The sequence below is a fragment of the Clostridium estertheticum genome (assembly GCF_026650985.1).
Classification (GTDB): Bacteria; Bacillota; Clostridia; order Clostridiales; family Clostridiaceae; genus Clostridium_AD; species Clostridium_AD estertheticum_C.
The window spans coordinates 628635-642945 of sequence record NZ_CP086239.1 but is presented as its reverse complement, the minus strand read 5'-3'; the positions used below and the strand labels follow the sequence as shown (position 1 = coordinate 642945).

The window sequence follows — 14311 nt, the reverse complement described above, 5'->3', positions numbered from 1 at the left end:
TTTCCCCCCATCTGCCTTTCTAAGAAATTATATGCTACTTATTCATAGGATATACATTAACTTTGTTCTCAGGCAAATTAAATAAATTAATTACTGCCTGTCTAATCCTAAGTTCTGTAATTTTTACACCTGATCCTTCTGCTACTACACATACGCCAGTAATAATTGGCTTTATTTTTTTTACAATTAACGGCTCAGTCGCACTCCCATTATTCTCCATAACTACAGTGCTCCCATTATTATCTTGAGTTATATTTCTTGTTCCACCTGTTTTATCATCTTCTTTTGTAACGCTTTTAGAATCATTAACATTTAATGCAGGGACACTTTCCTCTCCACTCTCAAAGTAGATCATCACTTGTACCTTTCCAACACCTTCCATCCCTTCAAGGGTTAATTTAAGTTTACTTTCTAGTTGTGCTTCATAATCACTCACTGCAGCCGTGTTACTTACCTTCGCAGCCGCATTTTTCTGTGTTTCGGTATCTATTGTAGTCTGTGCAGTTGAAGTTGGCTTTGATGACTTAAATGAACTGCTTGCTAATACTATTACAACTGCCACCAAAATCAGTAATACTATATTTCCTAATAGTTTATCAGACTTTTTGCTTTTGTCATTTTTGCTACTTTCATTTTCTCTATTAATTTTTGTTTTAATAAACTCAGTAAATTTACTAAGTAAATTATCATTGTTCATAGAAATCCCCCTCTTTTCTTATTTATATATCAATTAATAATCATGTGTTTTATGAATTTACTTTATAAACAGTTATAACATCATCAGATATTTTAAGTTTATTACTTAAAAACTTCTTTATCTGTTTCCCTTGAGTGTTTGTTAAAACATTGTTATTAGAAGCATCCACACTTTGTGTATCAATTTTTATACTTTTAACACTTTGAACCCCATTATCAACAACATCAATTTTCACCCTATTAATATTGAAAACTCCATTTTTACTATCATAAACAACATCTACATCAGCATTATATTTATTTTCTGGATAGGTCTGCTCTAAATTTGTAATACACTCTTTCTGTAAATTTTTTTTAAAATTTTCTGTTGTATTTACTATATTAATATCTTTATATTTCTTCATATCTGAAGCCTGAGTGCTTCCCTCAATGTAACTTGTTGCTTTGCTAGAATAAGAATTCAAATCAAAGTTCTTATCAAAGATTTTTATTATAGGGTTTATTATTACAACAATCAACATTAAACCCAATACAAATTTTGCATATTTTTTCATGTTATTGTCTGGCAAAATCATCTCTACCGCAGTAATAAAAAATATAGCGATAGTAATATTTGTTACCCAGACTTTTAATAATTCAATCAAATTACCACCACCTCCTTTATGATTAGAATCAAATTCGACATATAAGTATACATATATATGGTAATTATCATCCTGATATTATACCTTTCCCAGTAGCCGCTACTATCGCAACCATTATGAAAAACATTACACTTACCGATATTACACAAGACATTAAAAGAAGAATAGAATCCCCTACTGAATTTATACACTCTACTGTGCGATTATCACTTATTGGTTCAATTAGTGCAGCTGCCGCTTTATATAAAAAAGCCATAATCAGAAGTTTTATAATAGGAAGTATTACTATTACCATAAGAACAATTAACCCAAGCCCACTTATAGCACTCTTTAAAAGAAGTGAGTATCCAGCTACTGTAGAAATTGCATCAGATAAACATTTTCCAACTACAGGTACAAACGTATCTACCGCAAATTTTGCTGTTTTTATAGTAACTTGATCTAAGGTTTTTGCTGCAATGCTACGTATAGTAATTACCGCAATAAAAACTGTCATAACTATTCCCTGTATCCAAATGGCAGTTTGTTTTAAAAGCTTTGTCAAACCCTTTATTTTGTAATCGCTAGATATACTGGTCACAAACTGTAAAACGAAGCTCATAAATATTATAGGAATGATAATATCTACATATATCCTAGAACTTACCGTTGCAAAACCCATAATTACAGGATCGAGCAGCGTTGCTTCTGCAAATCCACCAACACTTGCTAGGAGCATCATGAGTACTGGGATAAGTGCTGACATAAAATTAGACATACTTACAATTGTATTTTTGGCAAGCTCTGCTACTACATAAAAACTTTTAGTTATCATTACAATCATTACACCATAACACGCAAGGTAAGCAATATTTGATAAACTATCTCTATTAAAAGCACTTTGAAGATTATTTAGCATCGCACATATAATAGCAATAATCATAAGACTCCCAATTAACTCCATACATGCAATAACCTCTTTAAACGTGTATCTAATAATGAAAGTTGATGTTTTCTTAAAACTTAAACCATTATCACCAGTTTTTATAAATTGCTCTACAAAAGTTTGTGGCTGCATATCGTTAAATATTTCATATTGAGATTTAACATTAGAAATGTAGTCATATAAATTATTTATTTCAGTTTGCTGCTTTTCCCCTATTTTACCTATCTCAGTAGCTTGTACACTAATGTTCAAAGATAATAAAAATAATAAAATCAGTAAAATCTTTTTCATATTAAGTCTCTTCATATTCCGTTTCTTCATTTTACATTTCCTCATCCTACACCTCTACATTATTTTCAAAATAGATTGCATTACTGCCATTAAAATTGGTATTGCCAAAACTAATATAAATATTTTTCCAGCAAATTCAACTTTACCTGCTATGTTACTCTGGCCAGCATCCCTGCAAATCTCACTGCAAAAAGAAGCTAAATAGGCAATTCCCAGTATTTTAAAAACAGTATTTAAATAGACGACATCAATATTAGCCTTATTCGCTAATGTTTGTAAAAACCCCAGAATTATTGTAAGTTTGTTTACCATAAATAAAAATATCAATATCCCCGCTGCTATACTAACTTGAATAGCTAAATCATCTCTTCTACCTTTGAATATAAGCACAATAAATAATGCTATGAAAGCGAATGCAACAACTTTGATTATTTCCATAAAATCCTCCTCGATTGCCTCTGCGAGTGAATAAAAGTTTTTAATTTTTATCTATTCATCCTAAAACTGAAACAAAGTTTTTACAGAAGTAAACAGTTTGTTTACTAAATTTATCACCATCATAAGAATTATTATTACTCCAGCTAAATTCGCAACTACAGCGATATCATCTTTGCCTCCACTTTTTAAAATCTTGTCAATAATAATAATCAGAATACCTGTTGCCCCTATTTTAAACAGTAAACTAACATCTAACACATAAAAACCTCCTCCCTATATTAGTACTATTACAAGCGTTGCCCCAAAAGAAAACCCTAAACATCTATACATTTTTATATTCTTATTCATAAATTCTTCTGATATTATAATTTGTTTTTTTAAATTTGATATAGTAAGTGAAAATATACTGTTTTGGCCTTGAATATCAGATTCTCCAAGTGTTTTTGATAAATCCAAAATAACATTTATATCATCAGAATTTATATACAATTTATCTTTTGTTAAGTTTATTGCACTATTCATAGCTTCATATACATTCTCGTATTCATTGTTAGTTAAAAGTTCACTTGTTTTATTAAATAGTTCTTTTATCGGTTCTTTACTTTTCCCTGCTATGCTTTTAAAAGCATCTGGCAAAAGAGCATGTACATAAGTTATCTCATTTTGAAGTTGGTAAACAGCTCTTTGAATTTCATTTAGTTGAAAAACTCTATATCTTAACCTTTCGCTGTATATAAATCCAGCCATAGTTGACGCAACTAAAATCACAACACACCCAACTATTTTAATCATATTACGACCTCCATACATCTATGCCCTTAGTAAAATCATAAATACGTTCTATTGTTCCAATTCCTTTTTTATTACTAAGCACTATCCCCCTCGTAAATACGTAATTATCAACAATATCTTTGAAAACTAATCTTTTATACAAATCTTCAATTCCAAAACCATGAATAGTTGTAATTAAACTAATTCCAGAATTTAATGCCATTAAAATACTTTCCATATCATTTTTAGTACCAATTTCATCACAAACTATCACATCAGGTGACATACTTCTAATCGCCATCATAATTCCTTGACTCTTAGGACAATTATCTAGTACATCAGTACGCACCCCAACGTCCATTTGTGGTATTCCTTTAAAAGAACCAGCTATCTCAGAACGCTCATCGATTATAGAGACGTTCTTTCCTCTAAAACTCATATCTTTATATCCCTGTGATATCTGCCTCGAAATATCTCTAATTAGAGTTGTTTTGCCACATTTCGGAGGAGATATAATTATTGTATTGTATACTGAATCATTATTAATAATATATGGCATAACTTTGTCCGCACATCCAATAATTTCTTTACATGCTCTTATATTTATAGACGAAATATCTTTAATGGTCTTAATGCTATTATTTTCAATAACACAAATCCCACATAATCCAACTCTGTGTCCGCCTTTTATAGTTATATACCCTTGCCGTATCTCGTCTTCAAAGGCATATATGGAGTAATTGCTTATCCTCTGCATTATGTATTTTAAATCCTCTGGAGTCGCAATATATTCCCAGACTTTTTCTTTACTGCCAATGTGAATAAACAGAGGCTTGTTCACCTTTACTCTAATCTCTTCAAGTTGTTGCAAATTATCAACTTTTTCAAGAATATTTCTAATAGTTTTAGGTAGTATTTCGAATAAATCTTTTGTAACTAACATTTTCTCATCCTCCCATATATAATTTGTATTTCTTTGCCTTACATAATATTCCATATAAATTAAAACATATTATTTAAATTCGGATTCATTTCCATAATATATGTATTACTTAACAAAAAAAGAACAAAAAAAAAGAACCGATATCGGTCCTTTTTAAATATAAATTTAAACTCTTAACATGTAATCTCCATTTCTAGTATCTATTCTTATAGTTTCACCCTCATTGACGAACATTGGCACTTGAATGATTGCTCCTGTTTCTACAGTAGCTGGTTTTGTTACACTAGAAGATGTATTACCTTTAACACCTGGTTCAGTACTAGTTATAAGTAATTCTACAAAGTTTGGAGCTTCCACTGAGAAAGCCTCATCCTTATAAAATTTTATTATAGCAAACATATTTTCTTTTAAGTATTTTATTGCATCTTCAACTTTTTCGTAGTTAAGTGGTATTTGTTCAAAAGTTTCTTGATCCATGAAGTAGTATAGTCCGTCAGCTGCATACAAATATTGCATTTCTTTTCTTTCTATAACTGCCTCTTGTAATTTTGTAGTAGGATTAAATGTTTTTTCTGTAACCCCTGAGTTTATAACGTTTCTTAACTTAGTTCTAACAAATGCAGCTCCCTTACCCGGTTTTACATGTAAAAAATCTATAACTGTGTAAACTTGTCCACCTTCATCAAATGTTGTTCCTTTTCTTATATCGCCTGCTGAAATCATTAAGTATCCCTCCAAAATTTATAAATAATTCAATTAACCCATTTATATTATAACCTTATTAGGTAAATTAATACCAATCATTACGTTTGCACTCCACTAAATATAAACATTACAGTGGAACAATGTTATTTTATCAAAACTTAAGGATATTTGCAAATATAAATATATATTATTTGAATAATTTTATGTCTTTTTTATAAGTATACCATTTAAAGTGTATATATTTTAATAAAAATCATTAATTAAGATATCAACTCCCTAAAATTGGAGCGAATATTTCAATTAATCACTTATTCTTTTTAAAATCAATCTCTATATTTGTAATTTCAGTGTCTTTGTGAATAATAATTTTACTTACATTTAATAAATTTTTGCTTTCAGTTAACTTAACTAATGAACTATATAACAAATTTAAATCTCCTTTGTAATTAACTTCAACATTACATTTTTCATTTTCCATCATATTAATGGACTCTACCTTAAAATCTTTATTTTTGCTTAAGCATTCTAAAATATCACTATATCCAAATTTCTGAGCGCTTTTCACGTTTTTAGCAGTAATACTACTAATTACTTTATTGTCTTTATATGTTATAAATTTATTTTTAACAATTATAAATTCAAAAGATAAAATAGCCATTATCATCATAAGTATAACTAACATCCATTCAGACTGTCGATTTTTATACATCTTATACCTCACATTTAATATTAAAGGTTAATTTATCTTTATTTGGGGTTAATTTTTTTACGGGGTATTTATTCTCTATGCAACTTATTACTTTAATATATTCTTCATAATTTTTAACTTCTATATTCATTTCAAAGCTATTATCAGTTATTGTAATATCCTTGTAATTCAAACCATTTTCCTTTAAAAAATTATTTAGTTTGTTATATTTCTCAATAATAATTATATCCTGTTTTGTTCTAAGCTCAATACCACTGTTCTTTTGAGTACTATTGCTCTCCCCCTCAATATTTCCTGTTTTATTTGTGATATTTAATATAACCCCTAGCAATATAATATCTAATATAAAAAATAGCATAATACCTATTTTAATTATCTTCATTTTTGTTTTATTCTTCTTATCAATATACCAATTAGGAATAAATGTATTTTTTTTCATGACTATCTACCCCTTTAATATTATATATTTCAACAATTCTTCTCTCTTTAACTCGCCTAGTATTTGATGAGACAATTGTAGATATTCAAATTTTTTAATATCTGATTCAATATCTAATTGTGATATATTTGAATAATATATTTTTTCGCAGGATTTTGCATAATCATTATACTGTTCTAAAAATTCATTCATTGATTTTGAAAATTTTGATAAGGTCACTTCCTTAATACTTACACTATTATTAGCTACAATCTCATTATTGTTACATATCAAATAATATAAATTACTATTATAATAAAATACCATTATATAGTTTTTTACATGGATTTTGTTTGCATAAAAGTTTTTAAAACAAAATTGGATTAGGTTTACTTTTTTGAAAGTAACATTATTAATACTATTTTCTAACATATCTAGGTTATTTCCCTTTAAACAAAAAACTAATATCTCCATATTGGTTTTATCCTCTTTAATTAACTTATAGGTGAATGAGATATGATCTATATCCTTATAATAATATCTTAATTCATTTTTAATCATATCATTTATTAAATATTTTCTAACTGTCGGCAATGTTACCAGTCTTATGTATACTGTTTCTCCTTCAACCAAAACGTATAAATTCTTATTTTTTATATCAATTTGTAACTTTTTTGTATTGGAATCATCCTTATAATATACATTTTTATTAGAAATATTGTATAACTTATTAAAAATCAAATGTTTAGAAAATTCTATGCTTGAAATTTTCTGCTGCGTAACTTCTAAAAATATATTTTTTCTGAACTTCATTTTCCCCTCCCTTATTTTTTAAGATATTTAGTCTTTATAAATATCAGCTTAACTTTTTTTTCAATATCCTCTAATATAAAATAATCATGTCTATTGTTTAGCGTATCGTATGAAGTTATAAAAATGAATTCATTTGTTGAATTAGTATGAGTAACCAAAGCATCCCCATACTTTACACTGCTGCTTAAATTATCGAACAAGAACTTATTTATTCCCTCCTGCTTTATTTGTACTTCATTTTCATCTATGTACTTAAAAAATAAAGTCATTAAATACTCTTTATCTCTTTGATAATTGTCATCTTTTAACACATGTTTTTTATTACTTGTTGAATACCTAACCTCTGACAATTGAACATCAAATATATACATCATAATAGTTAAGCAAACAAGTCCTACCAAAATTGTATAAATTAATATAAATCCTTTTTTAGTTTGCATTTTCTATAACCAAACACCTCTCAATACTTTGGCCATTGCACCAAATTATTTTAATATAAATGTTTTTTCCAGATTTTATAGCTACAAACTCTTTTACATTATCTACAATTAAGGCCTTACTAGAACTATCATTAAGAGATTTATACATTGTGCCATATAAAACATATAGCTTACTATTGATACATTTTATATACTTTATATCATTTCCATTCGTATTATTAATTTTGATAACATTTTCCTCAGTTATTACATCCCTTGCCAGATAATTCACCTCTTTTTCTATTGTTGCTATTGCTTCACTTAAATAATTAAACCCATTATTTTGTACTACACTAATTTTGTAATTTTTTACATAAGAGATAAACATACCATCTACTACTCCAATCATTAAAAATACCAAAGCCATAACAATTATTATTTCTACAAGTGTAAATCCTTTTTTAATCATTCATGATTACCTTTATAGAAATTACACTGTAGATCCTCTATATCTTTTTTACCAGAATGTAACAAAAGGTTCAATTTATAAACATTTAATTCATCTTTTATTAATCTTAACTCTATATATGGATTCTGAGTGGACGTATGATCCGAAAATACCTGTATAACATTAGTTTTAATTTTGTCAAAATTCATATTTTCTTTATTCACAAATAAATTTTTACTTGTTTCTAACTGTTCTAATTCCTTGAATGTCATTGAGTATATAATATTGTTTTTTATAGCTTCCATTATAAGCACGTCGTTATTAATATTTTTAACATCTTTTTTCATGTTAATGGAAGCTTTATCAAATGACATCATACAAATGAAAATGATGGAAAATACACCAAGGCTGCATAATACCTCAATTAATGTAAATCCCTTTTTACTTAATGATTTTGACATATGCTGTACCTACCCTCATTGTTATTCTATGTTCTATTAAATTGTTGTCTTTTAAAATTATTGTACACGAGTCATTACTATAACCCTTGTCGTCACTTACAATATCATTATCACTTCTCCTCCCTATAACCTCATATAATTTTATTTTATTAGATAATGATAATTTGTTAATCTCTGACCTACCATCGTGTAACTTTATTTCATTCCTTAGTACATCAAAAGTTATAATTCCACTGCAAGAGTTTTCCCTACAATACATTTTCGAATTATTAATAAAACTTACTATAGCGTTGCAAGCATAATCTGCATCTACTTTATTTTTTATTGTATTGTAATATCTAACAGATACAACGCTAGTTCCGCCAATTATACCCATAATAGACAATACTAAAATCATCTCAATCAATGTGAACCCTCTACGCATAAATTTCCCACTCATCTTCCCCTAAATTATCTCCACAAAGCTGCAACCTTAATATCATTACAACTTGCCCGCAGAGTCCATAACATTTAACATAGGCAGCATAGCTGCTAATATGATTATTCCAATCATAAGCCCCAAAAACATTATTAAAATTGGCTCTAGTAATACTGTCGCCTTATCTACATTCTCCTGAGCATCCTCATAAAATATATCTGCGGCAGTTAAAAACATTCCATCTAAAGTGCCAGTTTCCTCACCAATTTTTATCATAGCAACAAAAAATTGTGGAAATAAGTTCATTGCATTTATTGAGCTTGATAAATCTTCCCCTTTTTCTATACCATTAAAAACTATTTTAAGCTTTAGCTTAAAATAACTATCCTCTATAACATCATTGATTATTTCAAATGATCTAATTAACCCAACTCCACTACTTAGTAATATATTAAGTCCTCTAGAAAACCTTGTGTATATAATTTTCCTATACACCGGTCCTAATATTGGGCACATAAATAGAAATTTGCCAAAAATAATCTTTCCTCTTTCAGTCTTAAAATATTCTAATAAAATAAAACCTACACTTGAAATTGCAAGTAAAATCAATAATAAATTGTGTTTAAGAAAACTACTTGTTCCTAGAACTATTTGCGTTATTAGTGGGATTTCTGCATCAAGAGAATTAAGATTTGTAATAAATACTGGAATTACCTTTATCATCAAAAACATAGATACAATCATTAATGTTACGAACACCGTAAATGGATAAATCATAGAATTAGTAAATCTTTTTAACAACTTATGCTCTTTTTCATAGTACTCAGCTAATTCTTCTAAAATTATATCTAGTCTACCGCTCTCCTCACCCAAATAAATCATATTTATCATAAATTTCGGATATACATTTATAGTTTTTTTCATACTTTCATGGAGTGAATTACCCTTTTGTACATTTTCGCAAATATCTATTAGACTCTTTTTTATGGACTTATGCGTCATTTGCTCATTAAGTAAATTAAGAATGTCACATATTGAAATACCAGCTTTAATACATAAAGAAAATTGTTTGCAAAACATTGATATTGTTTTCAAACTAGGTTTACTCGAAATTTCACCTATAATTTTTACACTTCTAATTTTCATTAAATATACTTTTTTTTCACGTAATCTTAAAGCTAATTCTTCAATACTATCACTTTGCGCACTTCCCTTTATTAAAACTCCACTTGATGTTTTAGCCACGTATTTATATCTCATGTTATACTCACCTGTTACCCGTCATCTTTAATTTGTTTTAAAAATACCTTATTTAAAATTATAGCTGTAAGTAGCACTTACAAATTCCTCTATTGATGTTATTCCATTAAGCACTAACGTTTTACAACTATCCTTAAGTGAACTCGACTTATTTTCATTGCAATATTTCCAAAGCTCATCGCTTATCCCATTTCTTACTATAATTGATCTATGATTACTATCCATTTCTAGCAACTCATATATTACAGTTCTCCCTTTATATCCAGTTTCATAACACTTATTGCATCCTACTGAACTATATGTTTTTTGACCTCTCTTAAATCCTAGATGTTCAAATTCCTCATTCATAACTTTATATTCCAACTTACAATAAGGACATAACTTTCTCACCAACCTCTGAGCTAATACTACAACTAATGAATCCGCAACTAAATATGATGGAATACCCATGTCTATTAACCTTGATACGGTTGCCATCGCACCATTTGTATGAAGTGTCGACAATACTAGATGTCCAGTTATTGAAGCCCTAACGGCTATCTTCGCTGTCTCCTCATCTCTTATCTCCCCAATCATTATGAAGTCAGGATCCTGCCTTAAAATGCTACTTATCTGAATCAATATTATATACAATGCAATATACTTATATAATGTAGCAATATCAACGGTTCTTATAAAAACATTTTTAAATACTTATAAAGAATTATAAAGAATTGCAATATAATTTTTGACGAATTTTTGACGAATAAAGATTTGAAGCGCTAAACCAACTTATTATTGATTTAGCGCTTTCTCAATTTTAATAAAATAATCTATCTCTAATTCCAATAGTCTTGAAATTATTTGTGTGTCCTTTTTTATATCATTTTTAAAAACATCTCTTATATAATCTGTTTCCCCCATGTTTTTATCCCCTTCCGTTATGGAAATATAATTTGTTAAATGTATCCTTAATGGTTTAATAATAACATTTTAATTTATAAAAGTAAAGAACATCTGTTCGTATCCTTTCTTCGTTTTTTGTATTTTTCTTTATATTATTTCAAAACTTTTTAATTCTTATATTCTACTGTATTTTATTAAAATTTCTGGATTGCTTACTAATTTTAATCATATAAAATTTAATAAAACCATTTTTCTTATTCTCAACCCTGTCAATTCTGTTATTCTTCATCCTCGTTCTGGTCGTTATACCCATTTTCATTGTTTTCTTTCATTATATAGTCATCTTCTCTGAGAGAGTCCAATATCATTTTTGGATATAGATCCTATTCCCTTATACAAGTTAAATAAACTTGCTCAATTCCTCTAGCTCATTCATTTCTAATTCGCTTACTTCGTGTGACTTTTCATCACTTTGAGTAACTATATTTTTGTTTATATCATCACTTTTACTTACCTTGAGTAACTTTGCATCACCTTCACTTACTTTTATTGGAGTAACTAGTGGCAACTTTACACCACCGTTACTCACTATGTAATTATAAATTATTTGTTTAATGGAGTTATTGGGATCTATGCAGCCACTAAGAAACTCCACTATTTGATTTTCTTTAGGTTTATCTATATTTAATGTAAATTGTATTCTCATGCTATTCTTGCTTATCGCCATTGCTCCACACCTTCTTACACGCCTCTAATGCTCCATCTACATTACTTGTGCTTGCATTATCCAATACAAAACTCGCCTTTAATGATAATTGCTTTATATACTCCTTTAACATTAAGCTTGTACCTCCAGTCCAGTAAACTTTATAGGTATTAAGATTGGCATAAGGTTTTATAGAGTTCAATATATTGCTTAAAAATAAAGTGTACTCCTTTTCTTCTACCGTGATTATCTTATTATCTATAAGTCTTTGTATGTCCTCTTCGCTATAATCCTTATTCTCTATATTTTTAATTTTAGTATATAGATCATAACTTCCTAGTTTAATTGTTTGGAGCTTAACTACTTTCCCATTTTCAATGATAGATAAATTTATTGTTCTGCTGCCGCAATCTATTATGCAAATATCACCCATCTTCTGCTCTTTACTAAGGCTAAAATAGCTACTATAACCTTCCGGCAATATTAGTGTGTCCTCTATAAAGATTTCCTTATCTACACCATTAAACTTTAATTTAGTATGCTTGTTTTTACTTACTATATCTATTAACTTTTGTTTACTAGCCATCTGCATTATAGGCAACATTAAACATAAATTAGTTTTTATAACACCACCACTATTAGCTTTACATATAGCATACATGAGTTGGGGTATAAAGTTTTCTTTGTTGGTTTTGTCATACTCTTTGCTGAACTCTCCAATGGTCAAATATGTGGTAAATTCATCTATCTCAACCCTTTGGAAACTATCCGGGTAACTTTGGTAGTCCGTAGTATATTTAGCGCTAAAACCGCCCTTATTCTCGCCAATATACTTTATAAAATAATTACCCACGTCTATAATTGTATGTTGTATTCCCTTATTCATTATTAAAAACCTCCATTTAATTTATTAATATTACAGCTAAATTCTCTGTTCCACCGCTTCTACACTACTTATTTTCTCTAACCATTATTTCTACGCCGGTAACTCATACTGCTCACCGTATAACAGTGCCTTCTCTAATTTCTCAAAATCATATGTGCGTTGTGGATAATCATTAAATGTACCTTTGGCAGAATATTCTTTTTTACATTTCAAAACTTTATTGTTTTTTATTGCCCATTTTGTGTAGCTAAAAATATCTTTTACATTCTCCTGGGCCACACTATACTTATGACACTCAATAACCTTAGCGGCATCATTACTGGCCACCTTTAAAAGTTCAGCTACTTCTACATCCTTTAACCCTGTAACCTCTGCTACTGCCCTAACATCTTCATTTATGGCAATTACTTCTTGTTGCTCTGACCCTAAAACATCATCAATAGTTATTTGTCCATCCAGTGGAGCATCACCATTACTATCTAGATGTTTAAGTTTCTTTTTCTTTACTTTGGCAACTGGTTTTGTAACACCTTCATTGTTTTTTAAAGTATATATATACTCATATCTGCCTTTATTACTTGTTTTGTTTTCAATGAGTACACCTTTATCCTTAAGTTCTTTCCAAACCCTTCTGAAGGCCGTTTCACCATAACCACTAATAGATTTTATATGTTCTCTTCTGATAGAAAAGTTGTCCATGGTAGATAAGTATTGTAATTTGGCATAAAGACCGATAGCCTCGCATGATAGATTTAAATCGAAAATTATTGAATTATTTATTTTGGTAAATCCCTTAGTAGCCATAGTGAAACCTCCTTCTTTAAAACTAACTTGCTTAAACTTGCTCAAGTAATATTTATATAATATCACCTTGTTTAAACTTGCGCAAGTATTTTTCAAAACTTTCTTGAACTTATGCAATCTTGCTTACATCCGTGGTATAATAATTATAATAATATTGTTCGGAGGTATCTATGAATACTGAAAAAGATAAGGATTTAAAAAATAGAATACGATATTCCAGCTCATTTGATATTAAGTTGTTACAAAGATTTAAAGCACTATCCAAGGAAACGGATGTGCCTGTTAGTAAATTATTTGATAGAGCTATGAAGATGTTACTTGACAGTAAAGAGAGTTAATTTATTTTAGCCCTCTTTATTTTTTTTACAAATTATCCACTTAGCAGACCACCAACAAACTATTATTTCATAGTATACCTTTATGTATATATAGTAGTTATTTATATATTCTTATTAATAAAGTCTTATTAACTATATTCTTATTAAGTATGTATGATAGCCACATGTGGGTTTCAAACGTCTGGTCATTGATATGTTGGTAATGATATGCTTAAAATAAAGATTATATATTTATTTTTCATGTAATTTAAAAGACATGCCATCACCTCATTTGAAGTATTGACATGTCTCATTTTAGTTATATTTTATTTGAAGTACTACTTAAACGCACTA

The 14311-nt window shown here is 28.6% G+C and carries 22 protein-coding genes; 1 reads left to right on the top strand and 21 read right to left on the bottom strand.

Annotated features, from left to right (window positions below):
* Positions 1-34: 34 nt before the first annotated feature.
* The 21 genes from spoIIIAG to LL038_RS03145 form a co-directional block, all read right to left on the bottom strand.
* A complete protein-coding gene (gene spoIIIAG, locus LL038_RS03245) occupies positions 35-646 on the bottom strand; it encodes a stage III sporulation protein AG (protein ID WP_216122557.1) in 612 nt (203 codons plus the stop codon).
* A gap of 100 nt (positions 647-746) precedes the next feature.
* Entirely contained in the window at positions 747-1340 is a 594-nt protein-coding gene (gene spoIIIAF, locus LL038_RS03240; protein ID WP_216122486.1) for a stage III sporulation protein AF, read from the bottom strand.
* Between the two features lie 67 nt (positions 1341-1407).
* Positions 1408-2586: a stage III sporulation protein AE gene (spoIIIAE, locus tag LL038_RS03235; RefSeq protein ID WP_268055984.1), complete on the bottom strand. Its 1179-nt coding sequence runs from the start codon at positions 2584-2586 to the stop codon at positions 1408-1410.
* A gap of 24 nt (positions 2587-2610) precedes the next feature.
* A complete protein-coding gene (gene spoIIIAD / locus LL038_RS03230; protein ID WP_216104780.1) occupies positions 2611-2994 on the bottom strand; it encodes a stage III sporulation protein AD in 384 nt (127 codons plus the stop codon).
* A 60-nt stretch (positions 2995-3054) separates the two neighbouring features.
* Positions 3055-3252 (bottom strand): stage III sporulation protein AC, encoded by a 198-nt coding sequence (gene spoIIIAC / locus LL038_RS03225; RefSeq protein WP_216122484.1) that lies wholly within the window; start codon positions 3250-3252, stop codon positions 3055-3057.
* 15 nt (positions 3253-3267) lie between these two features.
* Positions 3268-3786 (bottom strand): stage III sporulation protein SpoIIIAB, encoded by a 519-nt coding sequence (gene spoIIIAB / locus LL038_RS03220; protein ID WP_216122482.1) that lies wholly within the window; start codon positions 3784-3786, stop codon positions 3268-3270.
* A gap of 1 nt (position 3787) precedes the next feature.
* Positions 3788-4708, bottom strand: coding sequence for a stage III sporulation protein AA (gene spoIIIAA / locus LL038_RS03215; RefSeq protein ID WP_216122481.1), 921 nt, complete (start codon positions 4706-4708; stop codon positions 3788-3790).
* A 165-nt stretch (positions 4709-4873) separates the two neighbouring features.
* Positions 4874-5431: an elongation factor P gene (gene efp / locus LL038_RS03210; RefSeq protein ID WP_216122479.1), complete on the bottom strand. Its 558-nt coding sequence runs from the start codon at positions 5429-5431 to the stop codon at positions 4874-4876.
* Positions 5432-5717: 286 nt separating this feature from the next.
* Positions 5718-6122 carry a hypothetical protein gene (locus LL038_RS03205; RefSeq protein ID WP_216122477.1) on the bottom strand — a complete coding sequence of 135 codons (405 nt, stop codon included), beginning with the start codon at positions 6120-6122 and terminating at the stop codon, positions 5718-5720.
* Position 6123: 1 nt separating this feature from the next.
* Positions 6124-6561 carry a hypothetical protein gene (locus tag LL038_RS03200; protein ID WP_216122475.1) on the bottom strand — a complete coding sequence of 146 codons (438 nt, stop codon included), beginning with the start codon at positions 6559-6561 and terminating at the stop codon, positions 6124-6126.
* Positions 6562-6567: 6 nt separating this feature from the next.
* Complete coding sequence (locus LL038_RS03195) at positions 6568-7353, bottom strand: hypothetical protein (protein WP_216122474.1); 786 nt, start codon at positions 7351-7353, stop codon at positions 6568-6570.
* Positions 7354-7364: 11 nt separating this feature from the next.
* Positions 7365-7793: a hypothetical protein gene (locus tag LL038_RS03190; RefSeq protein ID WP_216122472.1), complete on the bottom strand. Its 429-nt coding sequence runs from the start codon at positions 7791-7793 to the stop codon at positions 7365-7367.
* Entirely contained in the window at positions 7783-8241 is a 459-nt protein-coding gene (locus LL038_RS03185; protein WP_216122470.1) for a PilW family protein, read from the bottom strand. Before LL038_RS03185 ends, LL038_RS03190 begins: the two co-directional genes overlap by 11 nt.
* Positions 8238-8681: a type II secretion system protein gene (locus tag LL038_RS03180; RefSeq protein WP_216122468.1), complete on the bottom strand. Its 444-nt coding sequence runs from the start codon at positions 8679-8681 to the stop codon at positions 8238-8240. Before LL038_RS03180 ends, LL038_RS03185 begins: the two co-directional genes overlap by 4 nt.
* Entirely contained in the window at positions 8662-9120 is a 459-nt protein-coding gene (locus LL038_RS03175; protein ID WP_216122467.1) for a pilus assembly FimT family protein, read from the bottom strand. The genes LL038_RS03180 and LL038_RS03175 overlap by 20 nt, the downstream gene beginning before the upstream one ends.
* Before the next feature lie 42 nt (positions 9121-9162).
* A complete protein-coding gene (locus LL038_RS03170; RefSeq protein WP_216122465.1) occupies positions 9163-10359 on the bottom strand; it encodes a type II secretion system F family protein in 1197 nt (398 codons plus the stop codon).
* A gap of 48 nt (positions 10360-10407) precedes the next feature.
* On the bottom strand, positions 10408-10980 hold the full coding sequence (locus LL038_RS03165) for a GspE/PulE family protein (RefSeq protein WP_216122462.1): 573 nt from the start codon (positions 10978-10980) through the stop codon (positions 10408-10410).
* 153 nt (positions 10981-11133) lie between these two features.
* Positions 11134-11262: a hypothetical protein gene (locus LL038_RS03160; RefSeq protein WP_257786548.1), complete on the bottom strand. Its 129-nt coding sequence runs from the start codon at positions 11260-11262 to the stop codon at positions 11134-11136.
* A gap of 382 nt (positions 11263-11644) precedes the next feature.
* The gene (locus LL038_RS03155) at positions 11645-11971 is read right to left on the bottom strand and encodes a hypothetical protein (RefSeq protein ID WP_216122460.1); all 327 of its coding nucleotides are present in this window, start codon (positions 11969-11971) and stop codon (positions 11645-11647) included.
* Positions 11952-12836, bottom strand: coding sequence for a ParM/StbA family protein (locus LL038_RS03150; protein ID WP_253200244.1), 885 nt, complete (start codon positions 12834-12836; stop codon positions 11952-11954). Before LL038_RS03150 ends, LL038_RS03155 begins: the two co-directional genes overlap by 20 nt.
* A 90-nt stretch (positions 12837-12926) precedes the next feature.
* The gene (locus LL038_RS03145; protein WP_216122458.1) at positions 12927-13640 is read right to left on the bottom strand and encodes a hypothetical protein; all 714 of its coding nucleotides are present in this window, start codon (positions 13638-13640) and stop codon (positions 12927-12929) included.
* Positions 13641-13810: 170 nt separating this feature from the next.
* Between LL038_RS03145 and LL038_RS03140 the strand changes: the two genes are divergently transcribed.
* Positions 13811-13978, top strand: coding sequence for a ribbon-helix-helix domain-containing protein (locus LL038_RS03140; protein ID WP_151553894.1), 168 nt, complete (start codon positions 13811-13813; stop codon positions 13976-13978).
* Positions 13979-14311: the final 333 nt, after the last annotated feature.